Genomic DNA, 22,571 nt, shown 5'->3' with positions numbered 1-22,571 from the left:
GTCGTCAGTAGACGAGATCTGCCAGGTGGCGCTTGGCGAAATCGCGCATCGCCGACTCATCATCAACCGCAACGAGTTTCGACGGAATCTCCACATACGACCGCGCGATCCGGACCAGAAGCTCCGAGACCACCAGCAACTCATCGTCAGGCATCTGGGCACCGCTGCGCCGCAACGAATCACGAACCCGCGCGGCGACCTCACCCACCGTCCACTCCCGAACCGAGGTGACCAAACCGCGCACCAGGGCCTGTTCCTCGAAGAACACCCGCCGGTACAGCCTGGAGGAATTGAGCGACCTGACCGCCCCGGCGAATGCCTCGACGACCGCCTCCTGCGGGCTGTGATTGCGAGTCGCCCGGTCCAGGTCGTGCATTGTCGTGGTGAGCATCCGTTGCAGCACCGCGAGAATCAGCGCTTCTTTGTTGACAAACCGGCGATACAGTGTGCTGCGACTGACCCCCGCGGCCCTGGCTATGACATCAAGACTGGCCCGGCTCAGCCCGACCGCTTCGAACTCGGACGCCGCGGCGGTGAGCAGCGCGTCCACCTCGTCCGCGGGACCCGATTGCCCCGCAGATCCGACGTCCGCCGTCATATTCAGACGCACCCACGCTGCATCGGCCAACACTAGCACTCTGACACGCTGACACAGGTGTTGACATCTGTTCCACCCGGGTGTTGTCTCGAACCAGAAGTCGGGAGGCAAAACCATGACGATCGACCACGAGGCGACCGGCGTCGAGCGCGCGCGAGACCGCGACGGCCGGCTGTCGCCGGCCTTGCGCAACCAGCGGCCACTACGTCCGGATTCACTGGTCTGGAAATACTTCGGCGATCACCGCCTCAACCTCCTGCTCGGCCGAGCGGGGACTACCTAGAACATGTATCCGCAACTCGGGCAGGCAGTTTCGGACCACTCCGTCATCTTCACCGATCTGTTCGAACGGGTACGACGATCCCTCCCGCCGATCGCCAACACGGTCTACGGCGACGCGCCCACCAAGACCGGACTGCAGATCAGGAACTTTCACAAGCCGCTCGCGGGCACCATGTCAGATGGCTCGAAATATCACGGAACCCCTTACGTGGGTTTGGATCCCGAGACGTTCTACTGGGCACACGCCACCTTCATCGATCAACTTCTCACTGGCGTCGAGAGATTCATCAAGCCACTCACCCTCCAGGAGAAGGAACAGATCTTCGCCGAATCTCGGGACTGGTACAGCCTCTACGGTGTCGACGACAGCTTTCAGCCGCGGACCTACACAGAGTTCGTCCAGTATTGGGACCGCGTCGTCGCCGACGAGCTGGTCGGCAACACCAAGGTCGCGCAGTACACCGTCGGATACATCACCAAGGGCCTCTCCCGGGCATTTCCGGTACCGAAGCCGATCCCGCCCCTGTTTTGGAACCGGCTGTTGGCACCGGTGCTGGACCGGGTCGGATCCTTCCTCGGCGCCGGCGGGCTGGACCCAGCGCTACGAGACAAACTCGGCATCCCCTGGTCAGCCCGCCAAGAAGCCCGATATCGCCGATTCTGTGCAACGGTCAGGGCCCTCGGCCCTGTGTGGGAACGCCTCGCGCCGGTCTGGATGCGCTACCTGAAACAAGCGGTTGACGGGTTCGAACGCGAGCACGTGGACCCACGAACAATCACTGCGCGGCCGCGCGCCATCGACGATTGAGGAGATGCGATGCTCAAGCTGCAAATGGCCGACGTACCCGCCGGATCGGGCTTGAAGCCGATTTACGGCACCTGCATCCCTGGCATGGTCGAACAGATCATGATGCTGCGGGACCAGGAGAAGAGCACTCGCAAGCAACTCGAACGATTCGGTGACATCACTTACAGCACGTTCTTCGGCCGGAACGTCGTCTCAGTGATGTCTCCCTCGGGGGCGCAGACCGTTACCACCAATCGCGACAAGGCTTTTGCCAACGAACCGGCATGGAACTTCCTGATCGGTGTGGCGTTCCGGCGTGGCATCCTCCTGATGGACTTCGATGAACACCGGCATCATCGGGCGATCTTGCAGCAAGCATTCACGAACACCAACCTCAAGGGCTACCTACAGGAGATGCAGCCCGTGATCGCCCAACGGGTCAACCGATTGCCAACCGGGACAGTACGTCTGGGCGACGAGTTCAAAGCGATCACCCTGGACGTGGCGTTGGAGGCCTTCGTCGGCGTCACACTGCCACGCGAGGATGCGAACAAGGTCAACGAGGCCTTCATGCATTGCCTCGAAGGTTTGTCTGCACTGGTGCGCCACCCGATCCCGGGCGGCAAATGGCGTCGCGCCGTCGAAGGTCGGAGAGTGCTCGAAGAGTTTTTCTATCAGCACCTACCCAACAAGCGTGCCACGCAGACACCCGACTTGTTCTCGGTGCTGTGTCACGCGGAATCCGATGACGGTCACACATTCACCGATCAGGACGTCGTCAATCACATGATCTTCGTGCTGTTCGCCGCGCACGACACCTCCACCACCGCATTGACCACCATGGCGTACCACCTGGCCCGGTACCCACAATGGCAGCAACAGGCCCGTGAACAATCGTCGACGTTAGGTCCCGAAGTCGGATACGACACACTCGACCAGATGAACGTGCTCGACCTCGTGATGAGAGAGTCGCTGCGCCTGAACCCTCCGGTTCCCACAATCGTGCGGGAAGCACTGCGGGACACCGAGATCGACGGGTACTTCATCCCGAAGGGCACATTCGTGTCGGTCACACCCCGCGCTGTTCACCTCAACCCGGCCGTTTGGCACAACCCCAATCATTTTGATCCCGAACGCTTTGCACCCGAACGCCACGAGGACAAGGTCCATCGATTCGCCTGGATTCCGTTCGGCGGCGGAGTGCACAAGTGCATCGGGCTGTACTTCGCGCAAATGGAGATCAAGACAGTCATGCACAACCTGCTGCGCAACTACGACTGGTCCGTACGCCCGGACTACCACTGGAAATTCGACCCGACCACCCTCGGCATGCCGAAGGACGGATTGACGGTCGAGCTGCGCCGCCTTCAGTGAAAGATCACGGCGGGCGCCGTCAGCGTCGTCATCGGCCGGCGCGACCGGACCGCCCCGCCTAGCCCTTGGTCACCTCATCGATCACCTCGGAGTACCACTGGAACAGCTTGATGCGTTGCGGCGCATCGCCTTTGAGCATTTCCGCCCAACAAGCGGCCACCTTCGCGCGCGCCGCAACGCCGATCCACGGCTGCGGCAACAACTCCAGCGGCAGTAGTGGATCGGGCTCGACGGCGCGGGTGAACTCGGCGGCCAGTTCGATCGCGATGGTCAGCTGCCGGGTCGGGGTGGCGTCCGACAAGGCGAGCAGTGCGCGGTCCGCGACGGCGAGCAGCCGTCGGTGCCGCTCGGCGATCTCGTCCAGCGGCCAGAGATGAGCGGCGAGGGCACGGGGCTCGATGAGGTCGCCGACGGCCAAATCCGCAGTCGTCATCGTGGTGACGTGCTCGGAGATTCCCAATTGCTCTGCCGCTGCCGATATCTCGCTGTCCCAGTCGTTCGGGGAGACGTAGAGGCCGCCCTGAATGGCGGCACCGCCGAGGCGCACGATGGCGTCACGCATCGCATCACGTGCCGCCCGGACCGACTCCGGGACGGCGAACGCCACCACGTGCCAGCGCCCGTCCCACGGAGCGTCGCCCCGGTCCTGGGCATACATGAACCGGATGTAGTCGCGATCCGGCGTGATGGTGCTGCGCAGCTCATCGGTCGCGCGCAGCACCGCCTTTCGGCCGCGCCCGTCCTGCGTGAACTGGCCGTCCGCGACCAGCCGCTTGATGCACAGCCGCACCTGCTGGTCCGTCATGCCGAGCTCGCCCGCGACGTCATACAGCGCACCGGCGTCGATGGTCGCGTCGTCCCGCAGCATGCTCTCGACGAGGGTGCGGGTCGGCACCTCGATGGATGGGTCTTCCAACGGTCAGCTCCTTGCGCCCGCGGCACAACCGGCGGGGCTCCCAAGTCTAGGCACGCTCGTCCCGTTCGATGACGACCAGCGGCCGATCGGCCGGCTGATCGAGCCGGCGGGCGAGGTCCGCGAAGAACCGCCGCGCATCGATGACGGCATCGGGCGGATGTACCCCGGGACGTCGAGCCGTCCCGTCGACGATCTGCGAAAGCCCCATGGCCAGCGGGATACCCGTGGCCCGGGCCATGTCACCGAACAAGCCCGCCGCGGTACCGGACAGATCGAGATGGGTCAGCACCACGTACTCGCGTCCGGAACTGGCGCCGGACACCGCGGCGAAGAACGGCGGTAGCGTGCCCGGTCCGTTGCTGCGCAGAGACAACGGGACAGATCGCAAGTAGCGCAACAGGTTCGGCTTCGCGAACTGCAACGCTGCTGCCTCGTGGGTCAACCGACGCCGGTCTATGTCGCGGCGCAGCACGTCGAGATAGGCCAGCGTCTGCGGCCGGATCACCATCAGGTTGACGGCCTCGCCGGTCAGCCCGAGCGTGCGCCGCAACGTGATGGGCTCGGGGTGACCGATCGAGTATGCGGTGCCGTGGCGGCCGCGCGGCAAGGTCAGCCCGATCGGGCGCAACGGGCGCTCGAACGTCAACTGCCCGGCCCGGACGGTACAAATCTTGCCGCTGCTCTGCAGCATCCAGTGCACGGCCGCCGCCGAGGGCCGCCCGTCCGGGCCCAACAGCACCTCGCCGCCGTTGTCGCCGGTGCCGGGTACGTCCACCGGCCACGCGGTGTAGACATCGCGCACCGTGTCGAGTTCGGCGGCCGCAGTCGCGGCGAGCAGATTGCTCACGCCCGGGCTGGCCCCCATGCCGATGACGGCGCAAACGCCTGCGGCGCGGGCGGTTTCGTCCAGTTCGAGCATCTGCACCGTCGGTTCCCAGTCGTCGCAGATATCGACGTAGTGCGTCCCCGTCGCGATCGCGGCCCGCAACACGGGGAGCCCGAAGCGGTAGTACGGCCCGACGGTGTTGACGACGAGGTCGGCCGGCTCGAGCGCATCGCGGAGAGCCGCGTCGTCGGTGACGTCGACCTGGGCGGCGCTGACCTGCACCGGGGTGTCGGCGAGTTGTCCGCACAGCCTGCCGGCGGCGGCGCCGTCGCGGTCCGCGATGACGATCTCGTCGACCCCGGGCAGTTGCGCGGCGAGCCGGACCGCGACGGCGCCCATCGCCCCTGGGCCACCCAGCGCGAGAATCCTCATCGGGCCTCCTTGGCGGCCGGTAGTTCCTGGACGTAACGCCGCAGGTTGTCCAGGTAGCTGGGTGCGTAGATCTGCCGCGGCGCGAAAGTTCCTATCGCGTAGGCCTTTACGCTAGTGGGATTGCGTTCCAGGTCGTCCCTGGCGAGGCTGTGTGAGGCGTGCGGATAGGTCTGGACCGTCAGCAGCTCCGGACGTACCAGTTCGCGGTAGGCGCGCTCGGTTTCGGCCACGTCGACGTTCAGATCGTCCTCGCCGAGCTCCAGCAGCACGGGGACCGCGAGGCGAGGCAGCGTGGCTGTGACGTCGGCTCGGTAGTTGCGGGCGACGAAGCCCCAACGGTCCGCGGACATCGGCGACGAGTCGATGTGCGCCGCGCGGTACTGGCGGTAGGTGGCGCCGTTACGCAGCAGCTGGTTCGTCCGTTCCCGGCGGTCCAGCGCCGCGGTGAGTTCCGACTGCGGCGCCTGCCGCGCCCGTAGCTCGGCCCGCAGGTTGTATTCGCCCTGGCGCAGCCAATTGATCGCTGGGCCAACCAGAATCACGAACTGCAGGTCGGGTTTGCGCACCGCCACCTCGGGCACCACCCAGCCGCCCTGGCTGATACCCCAGACGCCGATCCGGTGCGGATCGATGTCGGCCCGGGTGCGGGCCCAGTCGATCGCGGCACTCGTCTCGTCGGCCCGGTCGGCCATGCTCTGGTCCAGCCAATTGCCGGGGGCGCCACCGATGCCGGGCTTGTTCCACGACAACGACGCGTAGCCGGCCCGCGCGAACGACTCCCAGATGGGCCGGTAGACCGCGTCGCGGCTGGCGTCGGCGGGCCCGTCGCCGTGCACGAACACAACCAGCCCGAACGGCCCGGTTCCGGTTTTCGGCAGAGCCAGCACACCGTCGAGCGGCTGCACCGGCCCGGGGATGGTGACGCGCTGCTCGCGGATCGCGAAGTTGTTGGCGTAGAGCACCCAACCGCCCGCCGAGAGCAGCACCGCGACGACACAGCCCAGCGTGATCAGCGTGCTACGCACCCAGCCAGGGCGGCGGCGAACACGCTCGAAACTATCATTCATGACACGATCGTAGCGTGATTGATAGTTTTGTGTCAGTGGCGTCAGCCACACCCGCTGAGCGGCCAGCTATGGCACGCGTTTCCAGGTTTCGCGGGCCATAACTGGCCAGTCGGCGGTCAGGCGAATTCGGCGTGGAGCTCGGGAAGGAAGCCGGCGAGGTGGTTCATCTCCTGCGCGCAGTGCACCAGCAGATCCCGTGGACGAGGAAGCTGACGCGCGGCAAGTACCCGAAATGCGTGGTCCGCCAAGGACTTACCGGCACGGAAACTGACGTGTTGGCCGCCCATCCAGAATCGAGAGCGCATCTCGGCGCCGTCCGGCGTCGGCCGCACCTGGTGCACCAGCCACCCGATGTCGACCGGGATATCGGGCGAACCCAGCCTGGCCGCGATGGCCAGCCCCGCGTGCCCTTGGGACGCCGGGTCGACGAATTGGATTGCCACCGAACTGAGCGCCGACCCGAGATACTCCTCGACCAGCGATGTCCGGCCGACATAGGCGAGGTCATCACGACCGTCGCGCCACTGCGCCGACACATGCGCCCGGGGATGCCAGAGCTTGTAGCGGCGCGAATCGCAGCCGTGCCAGCCGAACCACCAGTCCCACATCTGCGGCGTCACGCCCGGCATATCAGTGCGCACCGCGACGGTGTAGCCGCCGTCCGGCAGGCTGCCGTAGCCGTTCTCGGTCTGCTGATAACCGTCCTCGGCCAGCGGTTCATCGAAGTCGGGCAGCACCGGGGCAGCCTGCGGTCCGTGCTCGAGCGCCTGCACCACATGACGTGGCAGCGCCGCCATGTCCGGGTTGAAAAACCTGCCGAATGCCGTGTCGGCGTCGTCGTCGCGATAACCCAGGTAGCTCATGTCCGACCCATCCACGCGTAGAAGCGACCGTCCGGGTCATATTGTGCGCGCACAGCGTCCAGTCGCGCCATGGCCGCATCGGTGGCGAACCGGGCCGGACGCGCCCCCAGGTTCTCGTCGGCCAGCTGTATCCCGGTGGCCAGGTGGGACATCGCCGCCATATTGGACCGGGCCCAGTCTCCGTACTTCTCGTCATCGGCGGGATCGGCCCAGCCGGAGTAGAGCGCGAGATAAACCTCGTCTTCCAGGCTGTACGCCATGTCCTGACGGGCGGGCGATGGCCCCCAGTTCAGCCAGAGGAAATGCGACGGGTGCGGCGGCATGGTCTCGAGGATGTTCCGCACGCCCGGCAGCAGTTCGGCCGCCGAGGCCGACGTCCACATGTTGTCGGCGACGTAGCGGTGGTCACTCAGGTAGTTACTCATCACCGCCTCGTACCAGCTGGGCAGGTTCGTCGGCGCGTATGGCACCCCCATCAGGGCCTGCGGCCGCGCCGGGCACGTATCCAGCAGTGCCACCGCATCTTTCGCTTCGTCGTCAGTATCGGCGAACACCGGCGAGGCCAGCACGATCCCGGGCGCATCCAGACCCGAACTCGGCATGGACCGCGAGGCGACGATCTGCAGCTCCACCCGGCGGTCGACGTCGGCGCTGATCGCGCGGGCCCACGCGTAGATGTCGTCGGCGGCCTCGAAGGGGTAGACGTAGAGGCTGCTGCCGCACACCGGCGGCTTCAGGTAGAGCCGCAGGTGAAATGCCGTCACCACACCGAAGAACCCCGGGCCGGATCCCCGTGCGGCCCAATATAAGTCGGGGTGATGCTCGGCGTCGCAGCGGATCTGCTCGCCGTCGGCGGTGACCACATCGAGCGCCAGCACGCTTTCACATGCCGGCCCGAGCACCCGGCTGTTCCACCCGTAGCCACCCTGCAGCAGGTAGCCACCGAGCGCGACGCCCCGGCAGTGCCCGGACGGGAAGAACAAACCCTGCCGTTCCAGTTCGGTCGCCAGCACGCTGCCGCCCTTACCCGGGCCCACGACGGCGATCATCGCGTCGCGATCGACCCGGCAGACATCGAGCCGGCTCACGTCGAGCAGCATGCCGCCGTCGCGTAGATGGTTGGCCGCCCAACTGTGCCCACCGGAACGGATGCCGACAGACAGGCCGTTCGCGCGGGCATACCGGACCGCCACCACCACGTCGGCACTGCTGGACGCCTGCACGATGATGTCCGGAAAGCGCTGTGGCACACGCGCATTCCACACCGTCGCGCGGCGGGCCTCGTCATAGCCCGCATCGGTGCGGCGGAAATGTCGGACCTCGGCCAAAGCTGTCACCGCGATTCCTCACGCCTCGATGCCCACCCTCACCGAAACGTAGCACCAGGAATTGGCCGTCGCGTCAAATTAGCAATGCGGGACCCTCAGCCCGAGCACAGACCCGCCCGCCGGCCGAGCTGCTGACGCTCGGCTGGTGGGCAGTCTGCCGTGGGACCTACCTACGGCAGGTAGCGATCACCCGTGCCGGTCCGAGTTGCGCACCCGCATCCCGAAGTACATCGCGTACATGCCCAGCACCGCGACCAACACACCGCTGATCACGTGCGACCACATGACGCCGGCAGTGGGTCCGCCGCCATAGATCCATGGTGAAATCACCAGCCACACACCGAGAACCGGCAGTGTCCAGGTCATCCCGTGGGTCCGGTCCAGCGCGCAGCCGAAGCACATGGCCAGGAACCCGATGGTGCCGCCCACGATCAGCGCGTTGACTGTCAGCTTGGCGGAGCCCTGGTAGCCGATGATCTGCGGCGACATCGCGACGTAGACCGCGGTGAGCAGGGTCAGCCCGAAGGTCGCCTGCGCCGCCATCGATTCGGCGACGCGGTCGTAGCGGGCCCGCAGCGCCAGGATGTCGGGGTGTTGATCTATCGATGAATGGACCGTAGTCATTTCATACCCCTTCCGTTACGCGGCAAGGGGTTCGGCCTCGCCGCACCCATCCATCACTGCCCAGGTTACGCGGATTTGGCGCGTCGAGAGGGGCGGGAAAGGTCAGCCTTGGGCGGCCCCGATCGCGGCGTGCGACGGCCCTATTCGGCAACCAGCACTGTCCGCTCCCCGACCGGATTGCTCAGCGGCACAATGATCTTGCCGGGCATGATCATCATGGTGCAGACCATCCGCTCGCGGTCAGACCGGCGGCCGGACGTCAGCGTGACCGCCACGGACTGGTCCGTTTCCTGCACGGCGGCGTGCACCCCGTAGCAGTCGGGCGATCCGACCGAGATGTTCAGCGCCAACGCGGGTTCCGGGTCCAACCGGCTCCAGGACTCAGCCGTCAGCGGGTGCGCGTCCAGGATCGCCGGATCGTCGACAAACGTCGTTCCGGGCGACACGGGCGCTTCCGGTAGCGGCGTCGGATCGGCGGATGCCGTCGGCGCGATACCGATAGCCAGCAGCAATCCCGCCACTGACGTTCTCAGCCCCGCCCGGTTCACTACTCCCCCACCCGGGCCACGGCGAAGCCGTCCCAGCCCTTGGTGCCGACGGTCTGGATGGCGGCGGCCTGCAGCCGCGGGTGGTTGCCCACGAGCTCCAGCATGTCGCGCACTCCGCGGGCCTGCAGGTCATCAGCAGCGGGTTCCAGCACCCGACCCATCCTGGTCACGTTGTCGACGACGATCACCGCGCCCGGAACCGCCAACCGCACCGCCCATTCCACATAGGCGCTGTTGTTCTCCTTGTCGGCGTCGATGAAGAAGAAGTCGTACTGCTCGCCGCGCTCCGCCAGTTGCGGCAACGTGTCCAGGGCCGCGCCGACCAGCACCTCGACCTGATCGGCGATGCCGGCAGCCTCGAAGTTGGCCCGGGCAATGCCGGCATGCCGAGCGTCGTATTCCAGCGTCGTCACGCGGCCTGCCGCGCCGACGCCGCGCGCCAGGTTGATGGTGCTGTAGCCGGCCAGCGTGCCGATTTCCAGCACCCGGGTGGCTCCGCTGATCGTCGCCAACAGCGACAACAACTTTCCGTGCTGCGCGGACACTTCGATCGCCGGCATCCCGGCCGTCACCGCAGATTGGCGGGCTGCAGCCAGCGCCTCGTCCTCGGTGCGCAGCACCTGGTTGAACATCTCATCGACAGTCTTCGGATCTGGTTCCGTCACAAAGCCAGGCTAGCGCGGGCGGAACCCGTCGGTGATCGGCCGATTCGGGCTCGCGGCAGACCCCCGACGACTTAAATGACGCCTATGTCGAATCACTTCACCGGGCTCAGCCTGGGCCCGCCGCTGGGCGACCAGCGCCTGGACCTCTGCGATCTGTACGCGTTCCAATCGCCGGCCGACCCGGCCCGCACGGTGCTGATCCTCAACGCGAACCCCAACGCGGACGCCCTGCACCCGGATGCCATCTATCGGCTGGCCATCGACAACGACGGCGACCTCTGCAACGACATCGCCTTCAGCTATGTGTTTTCCGAGCCCATCGCCGGCCGCCAGACGGTCGACGTATATCTCGCGACCGGCAAGGACGCCGAGTCACCGGAAGCGGTGGGCGACAAGATCTTCGAGGGCGTCGAGGTGTCATTCGGCAAAGAGCCCGTGATCGCCGAGTCGGACGGATACCAGTTCTTCGCCGGCGCGCGCAGCGATGCCTTCTTCTTCGACTTCGACGGCATCAAGAACCTGTTCGACATCAGGGGTGGCCGCAATTTCACCGCACTCCATCTCAGCGGTGAGTTCCCCTGGACCGGCGTGGATTCCAACACGCAGGCCAACGTGTGCTCGATGGTCCTGGAACTGCCGACTGCGCAACTGGGCGCCGCACCGGACATCCGGATCTGGGGCCGCTGCAGCGTGCGCCGGGACGGCGAGCTGCTCCACGTGGACCGCGCCGGGCATCCGTCGGTCAGCAGCTTCTTCAACACCGACGACACCAAGGAGGAGTACAACGCCAGCTTGCCGATCCATGATCGCGACCGCTGGCTGCCCATGTTCGTCCACCTCCTCGGGCACACTGGCGGTTACTCGGACGAGGAGGCCGTCGCCGCTGTCGACGCCGAGGGCATCCTGCCCGACATGCTGACGTTCAACCCCGCCGAACCGGCCAGGTATCCGAACGGGCGGGTGTTCACCGACGATGTGATCGACTACCGCCTGGCGTCACTCACCAAGGGCGAGTGCCCGCCGTCGGGCCTGAGTCCACACACCGACGTCCTGGACGTCTTCCCGTATCTCGGCCCGCCGCACTGATTTTCGATCGCTCGATGCCCGCGAGCGCGCGCGAATTAGCGCACGCCCTCTTTGGCGTAGACCACCCGCAGCACGTGCCCAACCTCCGGACCCATGACCACGTCGGCCAGGTCGCAGAACGTCGCGGTGAACGCCGGCCCATGTGGCGGCACCGCGGCAGAGAGGTGGTGCGCCACCTCGTGCAGCACCACCAATTCTCTTAGCGCCCAGGTTGTTTGGCGTTCAGGTACCGCGATGACCGCGCCGCCATCACCGGCTTCGTAGTGCGCGGCCGTCACGCCCCGACGGGCGCGCACGGCCACCGCACCGGCGTCGGGCCACCGCGCCGTCACTGCCGGCATGGTCAGCACCTGGTCGACGTAGCGCCGCACCGCGTCGACGGACCCGAAGCGGGCCTCGGGCGGCAACGTCAGCTGAGCTCCGAAGAACTCGACCGCCCGGTTGCCACGCTCGGATGCGCGGTCGAACAACGTGCGCACGAACTGCTCAGCGGCATACACCGCGGACCGTTGGGCGTCCCGGCTCATCGCTCCACCGGGTCACCTCTCCAGGGCAGTACGCGCACCGGAAAACTCGGGACTCGGTCCCAACCGCGCCCGGCGCCCGGCGCGGTCCCCGGCCTGCCGCGCCGCCGACGAGTAGCCGGCAGACGCGCTCGTCGCCCGCCAGCTACCGCGCGCCTGCGACGTCTTCTTGTAGAACGAGACCAGCTCAAGGTCCTTGTTGCGCAACGCAACCGCGGTCCCCGGCCGATCCGCGCGCTCGACCGTCGCCGCTTGCCGGGCCTCGTCCCGCGCGTCGACCAGGCGCTGCCCGACCCGTGCGCCGAACGCCAACTGGAAATTCAGCCGGGCGGTGATGGTCGGCGTCGGCCGGTGCGCACCGGTCGCGAGATACGCGTCGGACGACTTGACCATCTGCACCACCACACTCGCGTACAAGGCGTGCGTGGCGTCGATGTCCTCGGCGAACCCGTAGGCGTAGACGAACGTCGAGTTGGACGCGATGTCGCATTTCACGTCGTTGGCCCGCGCGATCAGCACGAACAACTGCACGAACGTCCGCAGCCCCCGGGTGCCGGCCTCCCCGATGGTGACGGTGCGCTGCACCGGCTCCTGCGCCGCGGTCCTGGTCGCCGCATGCGACCGCGCCACAGCGAGGTCGATCGAGGTGGTGGTGGCCAGCCGCTGCGCGGCAGCCATGAACGCCTCGGCCTCGTGCTCGTTGTCGGTGTTCTCGGCCTGCCGCAGCAACGCCGCGATCCGGGCCAACATCTTGTCGTCACTCATGTCGCCAACTACCTTGTCCGACAAGACCTTTCAGATACATGTTGCTTGTTTCATCCCCCATGGCGGCAGTGTACGACTACCGGCCGACAAATCCGTCCAGCGCGCTGACCAGCTGCGGAGACAGGGGCGCCTTGTTGGCGTAGTTGGCGACGTTGTCGCTGGGATCGTCGCGCAGGACGTGGCTGACGCCCTTCAGCGGAACCACGGTCAGCGCGGTGTGCGCCAATGCGTTGATCAGCGGCTGCTCCGCCTCGCAGAACGCCTGCACGTCGGAGTCGGAGCAGGTCAGCAGCACGGGGGTGCCGTTCGGGACCTTCGCGGCCAGCGCCAGCGGATCGATGGCGTCCGCCTCCAGCACCGCCTTCGCGTTGGCCGCATTGAGGATCGCGCTCAGACCCTCGGGCAGCTTGGCCGGCGGAGTGCCCGTGGCCCGCGTCGTCGCGACCGCCGCCGCCCAGTCCGCCATCACCTGGTCAGCCTGCTGCCGGGTCTTGGCCCCGGCCTTCACGTCGGCGTCGACCGAGGAGCGCACCCGATTGGTGATGACGTCCAGATACCGGCCGGCCAGCGGTTGCAGTAGCGCGAGGGAATGAACCTTCGGGGCACCCTCGCTGGTATCGGTCGCCAGCGCCAACGCATGCACGGTGCCTTCGCCCAAGCCGTACACCGAGATTCGCGACGTGTCGGTGCCCTTTTGCGTGGACAGGAACCGCACGGCCGCCTTCGCGCCGGCGGTGTACACGGCGCTGCCCACGTCCCGCAGGTTCTGCGCATGCGGGCCCACGCCGGTCTTGCCGGTGCCGACCTTGTCGTAGCGCAGGCTGTCGACGTTCTTGCCGGACAGGTACTCGGCGAGCTGTCGCATGTTGCCGACCTTGCCGGCGACGGCGTTGTCGCCGTTGCGGTCGGTCTGGCCGCTCTCGGAGATCAGCAACACCGACGGGGCCGCGGCGGCGCCGGGCACATGGCGGTAGCTGCCGTGGATGGTCAGCCCATCAGCGACGAAGCTGACGTCCTCATCGACCCAGTCGGTTCCCTGGGTGGTCGAGCCACACGCGGCGACCGCCAGCACCGTCAACCAAATCAGCAGGCGGACAACCCATTTCACGGGCATACTCCGGTCATAGGCGCACTTCGATCCAGCTCACGACGTCGTCGAGCACCACTGCCTGCTCCGGCTCGTTGAACACCTCGTGGTACAGCTCCGGGTAAACCTTCAATGCCACGTCGGACGAGCCGACGCACTCGACCAGCTTGCGGCTGCCGGCGACCGGCACCAGCTTGTCGGCCTCGCCGTGCACCACCAGCAGCGGCGCGGTGAGGGCGGCGGCGCGCTGCGGCATGGTCTCGCCGACCTCGATCAGCACCTTGCCCACCCCGGCGGGCACCTTGCCGTGGTACACGAGCGGGTCGGCGTTATAGGCCGCGACCACCTCGGGATCACGCGACACCGCGTCGAATGGCAGGCTCTCCGCGGGCAGCCCAGGAAGGATGGAGCCCAGCAGCTTCGCCGCCAGCGCCAACGGCAGGCTGACCTGGGACCGGGCGTCGACCGCGGGCCCGGACAGCACCATGAGGTGGTAGTCGTCGGGGTGCTCGACGCCGTACGCGAAGACGATCCCGCCGCCCATGCTGTGGCCGAGTACGACCCGCTTGAGTTCGGGGTATTCGGCGGTCGCGATGCCGACCAGGTGGTGGAAGTCCCCGGTGTACTCGGAGATGTCGCGGACCACCACGCGCTTGCCGCCCGAGCGGCCGTGGCCCCGGTGATCGAGCGCGAACGTGATCAGCCCGGCCTCGCCGAACCGCTGCGCCACATGGTCATACCGGCGGGCGTGCTCGCCGAAACCGTGGGACAGCACCACCACGCCCGTCGGGTCGGTATTGGGCACCCAGACGTCGTAGACGATCTTGGTGCCGCCGATACCGTCGAAGCTGCGTTCGCTGCGGGTGGTGGCCATGCACAGACAATATCTGGGGTCTGCCGTCGGCGCGTCCGTCGCCGCCGCGACTCCCGCCGGATGTCACACCCCCTGCGTACCCTGGGGCAGGTGAGTGTCCTCAGCGAATCCGGTGCAGCAGACACGTCGTCCCGGTCCCGCGATGCGTTCCTCGCCGACGCCCAACGGCACCGGCGCGAGCTGCTGGCCCACTGTTACCGCATGACCGGTTCCCTGCACGACGCCGAGGACCTGGTGCAGGAGACCTACCTGCGCGCCTGGAAGGCCTACGACAACTTCGAGGGCAAGTCGTCGGTGCGCACGTGGCTGTACCGCATCGCCACCAACACCTGCCTGACGTCGCTGGAAGGCCGTCAACGCCGGCCGCTGCCGTCCGGGCTCGGCCAGCCGTCGGCCGATCCGCAGGCCGAGATCACCGAGCGCACCGACACCGCGTGGCTCGAGCCGCTGCCCGACGTGCACGACGCACCGGGTGACCCGCAGACCATCGTCGGCTCCCGCGAATCGGTGCGCCTGGCCTTCATCGCTGCGCTGCAACACCTTTCGCCGCGCCAGCGCGCGGTAGTGGTGCTGCGCGACGTCCTGCAGTGGAAGGCCGCCGAAGTCGGCGAGGCCGTCGGAACGTCGACCGCGGCCGTGAACAGCCTGCTGCAACGGGCCCGCGCACAACTCGACGCCGTCGGCCCCAGCCAGGACGACGTCCTGGTCACGCCCGACTCCGACGAAGCCAAGGACCTGCTGGCGCGCTACGTCAACGCCTTCGAGTCGTACGACATGGACGCCCTGGTCGAGCTGTTCACCGCCGACTCGGTGTGGGAGATGCCCCCGTTCGACACCTGGTACTCCGGCCCGCGGGACATCGTCGAGCTGTCCAAGTTCAAATGCCCCGCCGAACACCCGGGCGACATGCGGTTCGTCGTCACCACCGCCAACGGGCAGTCCGCCGCGGGCATGTACATGCGCAACCCCGAGACGGGCCGGCACGAGGCGTTCCAGCTGCACGTGCTGGACATCAAGCCGGACGGCATCTCGCACGTCGTCGCCTTCATGGACCCGACGCTGTTCGGGAAATTCGGGCTGCCGCCGCACCTCTGACGGCCGCCCGAGTTCGCGCCCGCCTTGGTTTCCGCACGCGTATCTACAGGGCCTGCGCACTACTGCTGCTAGTTTTCAGCGCGCTGGCACGACATGTTCTGATGCCATATATGCGCAGGTAGAGTGCTTGCCATAGCATCTTTCTGGAACGTGTTCTCGATTTGTGGCTATGATCTTCGTCATGAAGACCAAAGGTGCTCTGCTGTGGGAAGTGAACTCCCCGTTCCAGGTCGAGGAGATCGACCTCGGTGACCCCGTCGCCGACGAAGTACAGATCCGGATGCATGCCGCGGGCATGTGCCACTCGGACTACCACCTGACCACCGGCGCCACCCCGATGCCGCTGCCCTGCCTCGGCGGGCACGAGGGCGCGGGCGTCGTCACCAAGGTCGGCAAGAACGTCACCGGCATCGAAGAGGGCGACCACGTCATCCTCGCGTTCATCCCGGCCTGTGGATCCTGCCCGCCGTGTATGAAGGGCTTCCGCTCGCTGTGCGACCGCGGCGCCGTCCTGCTGGGTGGCAAGTCGATCGCCGACGGCACCAACCGCATCCATGCCCGCGGCAAAGAGGTCGCGGCCATGAACCTGCTGGGCACCTTCGCGCCGTACATGACCGTCCACAAGGACTCGGTCGTCAAGATCGACAAGGACATCCCGTTCGAGTCCGCGGCCATCATGGGCTGCGCGGTGCCGACCGGCTTCGGCTCGGCCACCAACGTGGCGCAGGTTCAGCCCGGTGAGTCGGTCGCCATCGTCGGCGTCGGCGGCATCGGCATGAGCGCGCTGCAGGGCGCGGTGATCTCCGGCGCCAAGCACGTCATCGCCATCGACCCCAACCCGTGGAAGCGCGAGCAGGCGCTGAAATTCGGTGCCACGCACGTCTACCCGTCGATGGCCGAGGCCATCGCGCCGATGATCGACCTGACCTGGGGCCTGATGGCCGACAAGGTGATCATCGCCGTCGGCGAGATGAAGGGCGAGTACATCGAAGAGGCCATGATCCTGACGGCCAAGACCGGCACCTGCGTCGTGACCGGCATGGGCTCGATGATGGACGCCGACGTCAAGATGAACCTCTTCCTGTTCACCATGTTGCAGAAGACGTTGAAGGGCAACATCTTCGGTGGCGGCAGCTCGCACATCGAGACCCCGCGCCTGGCCGCGCTGTACAAGTCCGGTCTGCTGAACATCGACGACATGATCACGCGGACCTACAAGCTCGAGGACATCAACCAGGGCTACCAGGACATGCTGGACGGCAACAACATTCGTGGCGTCGTCACCTTCGACGAGTCCGACTGGTAACTGCTTCTCACGAGCAGACGTAAATGTCCCCGGCACCTTCCGAGTGTCGGGGACATTTACGTTTGGACGCGAGCTGATCCGCGGCCGCGGGGTCTGTATGGTCCCGGCGCCGGCGCTACGCCGAACGTGAAGGTTGCCGTTGGCATCTGAGCGCGTGTCGCCGCGGCAAGGCCCACGCTCGACGTAGGGCCGAGGACCGCGTCGTGGGTGCAGGCGACACCGGATCGGGTGGACACGTCCAGGAGTGCAATCAGCAGACGATCCGCCAAGGGTTATTGCACTCAGGGACGTCTGACGGCACGAACTGGTCCATGGCTTCAATCAGGGTTGCTGCCCGCGCCTCGTGATTGAAGCTACGTACGTCTCGACGCGGACCTTTCCCCGTGGACTTCCCGCTGCCGATTACTCCTGCGGCGGACTGGCCGGTGACGCAGGCTCCGCCGGCACGTTGCGGTTGCGCCGTGAACCGGTCCACTTGATGAACCCGTAGACGGCCCCGCCGAGGACCGCGAGCGGCAGCAGCCACGGCAGCAGGAACCCGAGCGCCAGGACCAGGTGAGAACCGAAGGCCCACAACGTATCCCAACCATGTTCGATCTGCCCGAAGAACCCGTGATAGCGGACCGGAGCCGGGCCGCCCTGACGCTCGGCGGTGATCTGGACGTCAACGGAGCTGTAGGTGATCTGGTCGCGGAGCGTGTCGCGCTGCGCCTGCAGGCTCTGCAGCTCGGCCTGCCGCGACGACAGCGCATCCTCGGCCTTGATCAACGCATCGGGGTCCTTGGAGTCACGCATGATCGCCAGCAGCCGGTCCACTGACGTCTTCAGGGCCGTGATCCGAGCATCGAGGTCGACGCGCCGTGCGGTGACGTCGTCGGTCTTCACCTCGAGCGTCTGGACGGTCCCGAGCGCCTTGAGCGAGGCCAGCGCGGCGTCGAGCCCATTCGCCGGAACCCGCAGCACCAAGTGGACGCTCGCCCGGCCGGACGTCGACCCGGCGTCGTCCGAGCGCTCGTCGACGCGTCCACCCGCCTTGTCGACGAGCGCAGTTGCCTTGTCCGCCGCAGCCGCCGGGTCCGCGGCGACAAGGATCAACGACGCCGTCTTGACGACGTCCCGAGCCTGATCGACGGGCGGCGCAGGCGCTTCCGGAGCCCCGCCCTTGCCGGCGATGCCGCTCGAGTCCGGGGCGCCGGCTTTGAGTTGTGCGGTCGCCGGCGCGCTGGAATCGGCATGCCGACCACTTCCGCCACATCCGGCGACCAGCCACAGCGAGGCGATCAACAGAGCGAGAAAAGCGACCGGCCGGAACCTCGTGCGCGTCATGCCATCCCAGCGTACGCAGCGTTTCACAGGATCTCCGTGGCGAACGTGCAGCCAGCTCGCCCCAGTGCGCCACGGCTTCGCCGAGCCTGACCGCAGGCCGAATTTCGGCGCCTTGAATTCAAGCGGTTTTCCGCCGTCAGGTCAGGCTCGCGCGACCGTCGCGCCGAACGCAGCCGCACGGCGCGCTCTGCGCCGGTTTTCCGCCACCTGGTTGCGTTCGAGGCGCTTACGCCCAAACGAAAACCCCCAATCTCGTTGGAGATTGGGGGTTTTCGTAAGGTCCGGGAAAAACTACTTCGGAGGCATCCGGATGCCGCCGTCGACGCGGACGACCTCGGCGTTCATGTACGAGTTTGTCAGCAGCTCGACGACCATGGAGGCCAGTTCCTCGGGCTTGCCCAGGCGGTGCGGGAACAGCACGGACTCGCCGAGCTTGGCCTTGAAGGCCTCCGAGGCTTCGCCCTCGCCGTAGATCGGGGTGTCGATCAGGCCGGGAGCCACGGTGTTGACGCGGATGCCGACTGCTGACAGGTCGCGCGCGACCGGCAGGGTCAGGCCCACGACGCCGCCCTTGGACGACGAGTACGCGGCCTGGCCGATCTGGCCGTCGAACGCCGCGACGCTGGTCATGTTGACGATGGCACCACGCTCACCGGCCTCGGTGAAGTCGTTCTTGCTCATCTGGGTGGCGGCGATGCGGATGCAGTCGAAGGTGCCGACCAGGTTGATGTCGAGGACCTTCTTGTACAGGTCCAGGTTGTGCGCCGACTCGAACTCGCCGTCCTTGCCGATGGTGCGCTGGGCCCAGCCGACACCGGCCGAGTTCACCAGGGCGCGCAGCGGGCCGAGGTCAGCGGCGGTCTTGACCGCGTCGATGATCTGCTCGGTGTTGGTGACGTCGACGGTGACGAAAACGCCGCCGATCTCCTTGGCGAGCGCCTCGCCCTTCTCGGCCTGCAGGTCGGCAATGACGACCCGGGCACCCTTGGCGGCCAACTGACGGGCTACAGCCGCACCGATTCCTGACGCGCCGCCGGTGACGACCGCGCTAGCTCCATTGATATCCACGCCGACAGCGTATGCGAGGCCATCCACTCAGCGGGACGGACCTGGCAATGCTCAGGCAGCGTGCTTGCCGCTGCCCGATTCCGGGGCACGGTGTTTGCCGCCGGTCGACGACGGGGCACGGTGCCGGCCCGTTCCGGAGCTGTCACCGTCTGCCGCAGCAGCTGACGAATCCGCGGTCGCGGCATTGTCCTTCGGCTTCGGGGACTTGGTGCCCTTGGGCTTGCCCGCTTTGCGCTCACCCTTGCCTTTGTCCTTGCCCGCGGCGGCGGGCTTGCCGTCATCCGACGCGGCACTGTCCTTCGCAGCCCCGGCGACCCCCGTCGCTCCGGCGTCCGCGTCATCGGCGGCGTGCTTTGGTTTGGCCGGTTCCTGGGTCTTCGGTGCCGGTGACTCGGCCTCAGCCGCTGTCGTGGTCTCCGCCGCCGTCTTGGTCTCCGCCGACGGCTTGGTCTCCGCCGACGGCTTGGTCTCCGTCGTCGTCGTCGGCTTCCCGGTCTCCGCTGCGGTCGGCACCGCCGCGATGGCCGTCGGCGTCTTCGGCTTGTTGGCCGTCGCGGTCGGCGCAGTGGCCGCCGTCGGCAGCGCGGTCGGCGCCTTGACCGCTGCGGTGGTGGACGGCAGTGCACCCAGACTCAGCAGGTTTCCGCCCTTGCTGATCAGCGAGATCGCCTGCGAGATGGCGTTGGGCATCGACACCGGGCCGGTGAACGCGTGCTCGAATCCGGTGACCAGTGACGTGAACAGGCGCGGCCCCACCTTCGACCAGTCGATGTTCGGCAGAGTGCCGAACTGCACCGGCGTGGCCGCGGTACTCAGGGTGCGCAGGTACTGGCCCGACGCGGGATCCCAGTACGCGTCCGAGTACCCCAGGTTCACCAGGCTGGTCAGGACCGGCGACAGCGCATTGCCCAACCGGTAGGCGGCGTTCCCGACGGGCGTCAGGCCCATGAGGTTCATCGCGTCACCCGCGAGGTAGACGGGCTCCAGCAGCGGCAGGTGGTTCGCCGCGGCCGTCAGGTAGATGTTGGTGTTGGTCTGGCCACCGTTCTGCAGATTGGTGACCATCGACTCCAGTTGCGTGATCAGTTGGCCGGCCGTGGTCGCCTGGTCGACGCCGCGCAGGATGTACGTCGGCAGCAGCCCCGCGGCCAGGTTGTTCATCAGTGTCACCGGATTCGCCCAGGCGGCGAAGTCCGACAGCGGCTGGTACTCGACGGTCGCGTCGACCTTCACCGGAACGAGGTTCGCGCCGCCCAGCGCCAGGCCGGTACTGCCCACCGCCGTTCCGCCGCTACTGGTGATCGCCACGTCCGGGGTGACGGCATTGATGCCCAACAACTGCAACACCGACGAGAATCGCGCCAGCACACCACCATTCGCACGGCCCGCGTTGTTGAGCAGAATCTCCGGCAACAGCGTCAGGCTGCCGGCGATCGACGTGGCACCCGAGTAGTGCAGCCCGCCCGGCTGCGACGACAGCTTGGCCAGCACGTCCCGGTACGCCGCACCGGCCGAGAACGCGCCCAGGCCGGTACCCACCACGATCGGGATCCGCACCGACCCGACGTCGATCGACGGGATCGCATTGACGACGCCGAGCACGGCACTGCTCAGCACACCCGTCAGCGCGCTGGACACGGTGCCCGACAGCCCGCTGGTGGCACCGGTGACGACGCTGCCGACCACGCTCGTCACGGTGCTGGACACGGTGGCGTTGACCAGCGTGCTGATGCTCGTCCCGCTGGTCAGGCCCGTGACGAGGCCTCCGATCAGCGGATTGAGCGCATTCACGACCGTGCCGGTCAGGTCGATCGCGCTACCCACCAGCGGGATGTAACTCAGCCCCAGGTCGCCGACGGCCGTGCTGATGGCAGTGGTCAACGCAGAGGTCAGCGTGCCGGTGCTGCCAACGGTGCCGTCCACGGTGCTGGTCAGGGCGCTGGTCAGCGCGGTCGTCAGCGAGGTGGTGAGCGAATTGGTCAGGGTGCTGGTGAGGGCGCTCGTCAGGATGGGCGTCAGGCTGGTCGCCAGCGCGCCGGTGCCCAGTGCGTTGGTCAGGTTCGTCGCGAGCGCGTTCTTCAGGGTGTCCGTGCCGAGGGTGAAGTACGCCGTGTTGTTGACGCGGTCGGCGATGGCCGTCTCGGTGCCGGGCGTCCAGCCGAGATCGACGCCCAGCAATCTGGCCAGGGTGAAGGCTGGGCCTGCGGTGGTCACGGAGATCGCATTGCTCTCGACGAGGCTGCCGAGGTTCAGCCCGGCCAGGTTCAGCAGCGAGCCGACGCCGATGTTGCCCGCGGCGTCCTCGAAGCCGGCGGCCTGTAGCAGCGGATTCACCAGATCACCGAGATTGCCGGCGACGATGCCACTCAGCGCGCCGGCGAGGGTGCCGCCGAGGCCGTTGGTGAGCGCGCTGCCGGACAGGCTGCCGGTCAGACCGCTGGTGATGCCGGTGGTCAGCTGACCGATCAGGTCGGTGGCGACGAGGTTCGCCACCGTGGTGGCGAGGCCGGAGACGTTGACCAGACCCGAGAGGTTCAGCGGTATCCCGAGGAGGGGCACCGTGATGGACAGCCCGCCCAGCATGGTTTGCAAGGGCGCGACCAGTGCGCTCACCAGGCCCGTCTGCAACGTGCTCAGGAAGCTCGTGCCCGTCAGGCCCGACAGGGCGCTGGTCAGCGCGGAGCTGACAGCCGCGCTGATCGCCGAGCTCAGCTGCGACGTCGTCCCGGAGCCCACTTGCGAGGTCAGGCCGGAGACCAGGTCGGGGCTCAGCAGATTCAGCAGCGACGGCACGTTGATGTTGCCGACGTTGGCGTTGAGGACGTCGGTCAGCAGGCTCGGCGGGATCTGCGCCAGCAGTGTCTGCAGGGTGACGGTTGGCGGCCGGCCGAACTGGTTGACCAGCGCCGGCAGGACGGCGTCGACGGTGTGCTGGAACGCTTGGTAGGGCGTGGTGGCCGCCGTCAGGTTCACCGCACGCTGACTCTGTGCCAGCAACGCCGTGGGCGTGGGAGCCGGCACGGCGACAGCGGTGGCCGTGGCCGTGGCCGCTGCTACGCCCAGTAGTGCCAAACGTGGTCCGCGTACGTCGAGTTCGCGATGACTACCGCCCATGTGCCCCGCCCCGTCC

Annotated in this window: 22 protein-coding genes; 6 read left to right on the top strand and 16 right to left on the bottom strand. The window is 67.1% G+C overall.

The features are described 5' to 3' along the window. Positions 1–4: 4 nt before the first annotated feature. Positions 5–628, bottom strand: coding sequence for a TetR/AcrR family transcriptional regulator (locus AC1U2B_RS23980; protein WP_480218746.1), 624 nt, complete (start codon positions 626–628; stop codon positions 5–7). A gap of 85 nt (positions 629–713) precedes the next feature. Between AC1U2B_RS23980 and AC1U2B_RS23975 the strand changes: the two genes are divergently transcribed. Genes AC1U2B_RS23975 through AC1U2B_RS23965 form a run of 3 tightly spaced genes read left to right on the top strand, consistent with a single transcriptional unit; the run spans position 714 to position 3,041 of the window. Continuing rightward, positions 714–881, top strand: coding sequence for a hypothetical protein (locus tag AC1U2B_RS23975; RefSeq protein WP_480218745.1), 168 nt, complete (start codon positions 714–716; stop codon positions 879–881). Positions 882–884: 3 nt separating this feature from the next. Then, entirely contained in the window at positions 885–1,688 is an 804-nt protein-coding gene (locus AC1U2B_RS23970) for an oxygenase MpaB family protein (RefSeq protein WP_480218744.1), read from the top strand. Between the two features lie 9 nt (positions 1,689–1,697). After that, positions 1,698–3,041: a cytochrome P450 gene (locus AC1U2B_RS23965; protein WP_480218743.1), complete on the top strand. Its 1,344-nt coding sequence runs from the start codon at positions 1,698–1,700 to the stop codon at positions 3,039–3,041. Between the two features lie 58 nt (positions 3,042–3,099). Here AC1U2B_RS23965 and AC1U2B_RS23960 read toward each other — a convergent pair whose 3' ends face one another. The 8 genes from AC1U2B_RS23960 to AC1U2B_RS23925 form a co-directional block, all read right to left on the bottom strand. Beyond that, positions 3,100–3,909, bottom strand: a complete 810-nt coding sequence (locus AC1U2B_RS23960) for a PaaX family transcriptional regulator C-terminal domain-containing protein (protein WP_480218846.1) — start codon at positions 3,907–3,909, stop codon at positions 3,100–3,102. Positions 3,910–4,003: 94 nt separating this feature from the next. Next, entirely contained in the window at positions 4,004–5,215 is a 1,212-nt protein-coding gene (locus tag AC1U2B_RS23955) for a saccharopine dehydrogenase family protein (protein WP_480218742.1), read from the bottom strand. Continuing rightward, complete coding sequence (locus AC1U2B_RS23950; RefSeq protein ID WP_480218741.1) at positions 5,212–6,282, bottom strand: alpha/beta hydrolase family protein; 1,071 nt, start codon at positions 6,280–6,282, stop codon at positions 5,212–5,214. Before AC1U2B_RS23950 ends, AC1U2B_RS23955 begins: the two co-directional genes overlap by 4 nt. A 116-nt stretch (positions 6,283–6,398) precedes the next feature. Next, positions 6,399–7,145: a DAPG hydrolase family protein gene (locus AC1U2B_RS23945; RefSeq protein WP_480218740.1), complete on the bottom strand. Its 747-nt coding sequence runs from the start codon at positions 7,143–7,145 to the stop codon at positions 6,399–6,401. Continuing rightward, positions 7,142–8,482, bottom strand: a complete 1,341-nt coding sequence (locus tag AC1U2B_RS23940; protein WP_480218739.1) for an FAD-binding oxidoreductase — start codon at positions 8,480–8,482, stop codon at positions 7,142–7,144. The genes AC1U2B_RS23945 and AC1U2B_RS23940 overlap by 4 nt, the downstream gene beginning before the upstream one ends. Before the next feature lie 177 nt (positions 8,483–8,659). Then, positions 8,660–9,097 (bottom strand): SPW repeat protein, encoded by a 438-nt coding sequence (locus tag AC1U2B_RS23935; RefSeq protein ID WP_260934478.1) that lies wholly within the window; start codon positions 9,095–9,097, stop codon positions 8,660–8,662. A gap of 140 nt (positions 9,098–9,237) precedes the next feature. Continuing rightward, positions 9,238–9,618: a hypothetical protein gene (locus AC1U2B_RS23930; RefSeq protein ID WP_480218738.1), complete on the bottom strand. Its 381-nt coding sequence runs from the start codon at positions 9,616–9,618 to the stop codon at positions 9,238–9,240. Between the two features lie 26 nt (positions 9,619–9,644). Further along, positions 9,645–10,277 carry an O-methyltransferase gene (locus tag AC1U2B_RS23925; protein WP_071289478.1) on the bottom strand — a complete coding sequence of 211 codons (633 nt, stop codon included), beginning with the start codon at positions 10,275–10,277 and terminating at the stop codon, positions 9,645–9,647. Positions 10,278–10,394: 117 nt separating this feature from the next. Here AC1U2B_RS23925 and AC1U2B_RS23920 point away from each other — a divergent pair, with 117 nt between their 5' ends. Further along, a complete protein-coding gene (locus AC1U2B_RS23920) occupies positions 10,395–11,396 on the top strand; it encodes a DUF4331 family protein (protein WP_480218737.1) in 1,002 nt (333 codons plus the stop codon). Between the two features lie 35 nt (positions 11,397–11,431). On the opposite strand, the gene AC1U2B_RS23915 is transcribed toward AC1U2B_RS23920, so the two are convergent. The 4 genes from AC1U2B_RS23915 to AC1U2B_RS23900 form a co-directional block, all read right to left on the bottom strand. Further along, positions 11,432–11,923 (bottom strand): TIGR04338 family metallohydrolase, encoded by a 492-nt coding sequence (locus AC1U2B_RS23915; protein ID WP_480218736.1) that lies wholly within the window; start codon positions 11,921–11,923, stop codon positions 11,432–11,434. Positions 11,924–11,935: 12 nt separating this feature from the next. Then, positions 11,936–12,685 (bottom strand): DUF2786 domain-containing protein, encoded by a 750-nt coding sequence (locus tag AC1U2B_RS23910; RefSeq protein WP_043391212.1) that lies wholly within the window; start codon positions 12,683–12,685, stop codon positions 11,936–11,938. A gap of 76 nt (positions 12,686–12,761) precedes the next feature. Further along, positions 12,762–13,793, bottom strand: coding sequence for an alpha/beta hydrolase family protein (locus AC1U2B_RS23905; protein ID WP_480218735.1), 1,032 nt, complete (start codon positions 13,791–13,793; stop codon positions 12,762–12,764). A 13-nt stretch (positions 13,794–13,806) separates the two neighbouring features. Further along, positions 13,807–14,646, bottom strand: a complete 840-nt coding sequence (locus AC1U2B_RS23900) for an alpha/beta hydrolase (protein ID WP_480218734.1) — start codon at positions 14,644–14,646, stop codon at positions 13,807–13,809. A gap of 60 nt (positions 14,647–14,706) precedes the next feature. Here AC1U2B_RS23900 and AC1U2B_RS23895 point away from each other — a divergent pair, with 60 nt between their 5' ends. Together AC1U2B_RS23895 and AC1U2B_RS23890 are read left to right on the top strand one after the other, a co-directional pair. Further along, positions 14,707–15,741 carry a sigma-70 family RNA polymerase sigma factor gene (locus AC1U2B_RS23895; RefSeq protein WP_480218733.1) on the top strand — a complete coding sequence of 345 codons (1,035 nt, stop codon included), beginning with the start codon at positions 14,707–14,709 and terminating at the stop codon, positions 15,739–15,741. A 181-nt stretch (positions 15,742–15,922) separates the two neighbouring features. After that, positions 15,923–17,047, top strand: a complete 1,125-nt coding sequence (locus tag AC1U2B_RS23890; RefSeq protein WP_043391875.1) for an NDMA-dependent alcohol dehydrogenase — start codon at positions 15,923–15,925, stop codon at positions 17,045–17,047. Between the two features lie 402 nt (positions 17,048–17,449). Here AC1U2B_RS23890 and AC1U2B_RS23885 read toward each other — a convergent pair whose 3' ends face one another. The 3 genes from AC1U2B_RS23885 to AC1U2B_RS23875 form a co-directional block, all read right to left on the bottom strand. Continuing rightward, a complete protein-coding gene (locus AC1U2B_RS23885) occupies positions 17,450–18,373 on the bottom strand; it encodes a DUF4349 domain-containing protein (RefSeq protein WP_480218732.1) in 924 nt (307 codons plus the stop codon). A 291-nt stretch (positions 18,374–18,664) separates the two neighbouring features. Then, positions 18,665–19,441, bottom strand: coding sequence for an SDR family NAD(P)-dependent oxidoreductase (locus AC1U2B_RS23880; RefSeq protein WP_043985653.1), 777 nt, complete (start codon positions 19,439–19,441; stop codon positions 18,665–18,667). Positions 19,442–19,492: 51 nt separating this feature from the next. Continuing rightward, complete coding sequence (locus AC1U2B_RS23875) at positions 19,493–22,555, bottom strand: hypothetical protein (protein ID WP_480218731.1); 3,063 nt, start codon at positions 22,553–22,555, stop codon at positions 19,493–19,495. Positions 22,556–22,571: the final 16 nt, after the last annotated feature.

This window comes from Mycolicibacterium sp. P4_G11, from assembly GCF_056555145.1.
This window is presented reverse-complemented; position numbering and strand designations above follow the sequence as displayed.

Excerpts from the sequence above, each read along its gene's own strand:
- AC1U2B_RS23975 (WP_480218745.1), top strand. The coding sequence starts at position 714 with ATGACGATCGACCACGAGGCGACCGGCGTCGAGCGCGCGCGAGACCGC.
- AC1U2B_RS23970 (WP_480218744.1), top strand. The coding sequence starts at position 885 with ATGTATCCGCAACTCGGGCAGGCAGTTTCGGACCACTCCGTCATCTTC.
- AC1U2B_RS23965 (WP_480218743.1), top strand. The coding sequence starts at position 1,698 with ATGCTCAAGCTGCAAATGGCCGACGTACCCGCCGGATCGGGCTTGAAG.
- AC1U2B_RS23960 (WP_480218846.1), bottom strand. The coding sequence starts at position 3,909 with ATGCTGCGGGACGACGCGACCATCGACGCCGGTGCGCTGTATGACGTC.
- AC1U2B_RS23955 (WP_480218742.1), bottom strand. The coding sequence starts at position 5,215 with ATGAGGATTCTCGCGCTGGGTGGCCCAGGGGCGATGGGCGCCGTCGCG.
- AC1U2B_RS23950 (WP_480218741.1), bottom strand. The coding sequence starts at position 6,282 with ATGAATGATAGTTTCGAGCGTGTTCGCCGCCGCCCTGGCTGGGTGCGT.
- AC1U2B_RS23945 (WP_480218740.1), bottom strand. The coding sequence starts at position 7,145 with ATGAGCTACCTGGGTTATCGCGACGACGACGCCGACACGGCATTCGGC.
- AC1U2B_RS23935 (WP_260934478.1), bottom strand. The coding sequence starts at position 9,097 with ATGACTACGGTCCATTCATCGATAGATCAACACCCCGACATCCTGGCG.
- AC1U2B_RS23925 (WP_071289478.1), bottom strand. The coding sequence starts at position 10,277 with ATGTTCAACCAGGTGCTGCGCACCGAGGACGAGGCGCTGGCTGCAGCC.
- AC1U2B_RS23920 (WP_480218737.1), top strand. The coding sequence starts at position 10,395 with ATGTCGAATCACTTCACCGGGCTCAGCCTGGGCCCGCCGCTGGGCGAC.
- AC1U2B_RS23915 (WP_480218736.1), bottom strand. The coding sequence starts at position 11,923 with ATGAGCCGGGACGCCCAACGGTCCGCGGTGTATGCCGCTGAGCAGTTC.
- AC1U2B_RS23910 (WP_043391212.1), bottom strand. The coding sequence starts at position 12,685 with ATGAGTGACGACAAGATGTTGGCCCGGATCGCGGCGTTGCTGCGGCAG.
- AC1U2B_RS23900 (WP_480218734.1), bottom strand. The coding sequence starts at position 14,646 with ATGGCCACCACCCGCAGCGAACGCAGCTTCGACGGTATCGGCGGCACC.
- AC1U2B_RS23895 (WP_480218733.1), top strand. The coding sequence starts at position 14,707 with ATGTCACACCCCCTGCGTACCCTGGGGCAGGTGAGTGTCCTCAGCGAA.
- AC1U2B_RS23890 (WP_043391875.1), top strand. The coding sequence starts at position 15,923 with ATGAAGACCAAAGGTGCTCTGCTGTGGGAAGTGAACTCCCCGTTCCAG.
- AC1U2B_RS23885 (WP_480218732.1), bottom strand. The coding sequence starts at position 18,373 with ATGACGCGCACGAGGTTCCGGCCGGTCGCTTTTCTCGCTCTGTTGATC.
- AC1U2B_RS23875 (WP_480218731.1), bottom strand. The coding sequence starts at position 22,555 with ATGGGCGGTAGTCATCGCGAACTCGACGTACGCGGACCACGTTTGGCA.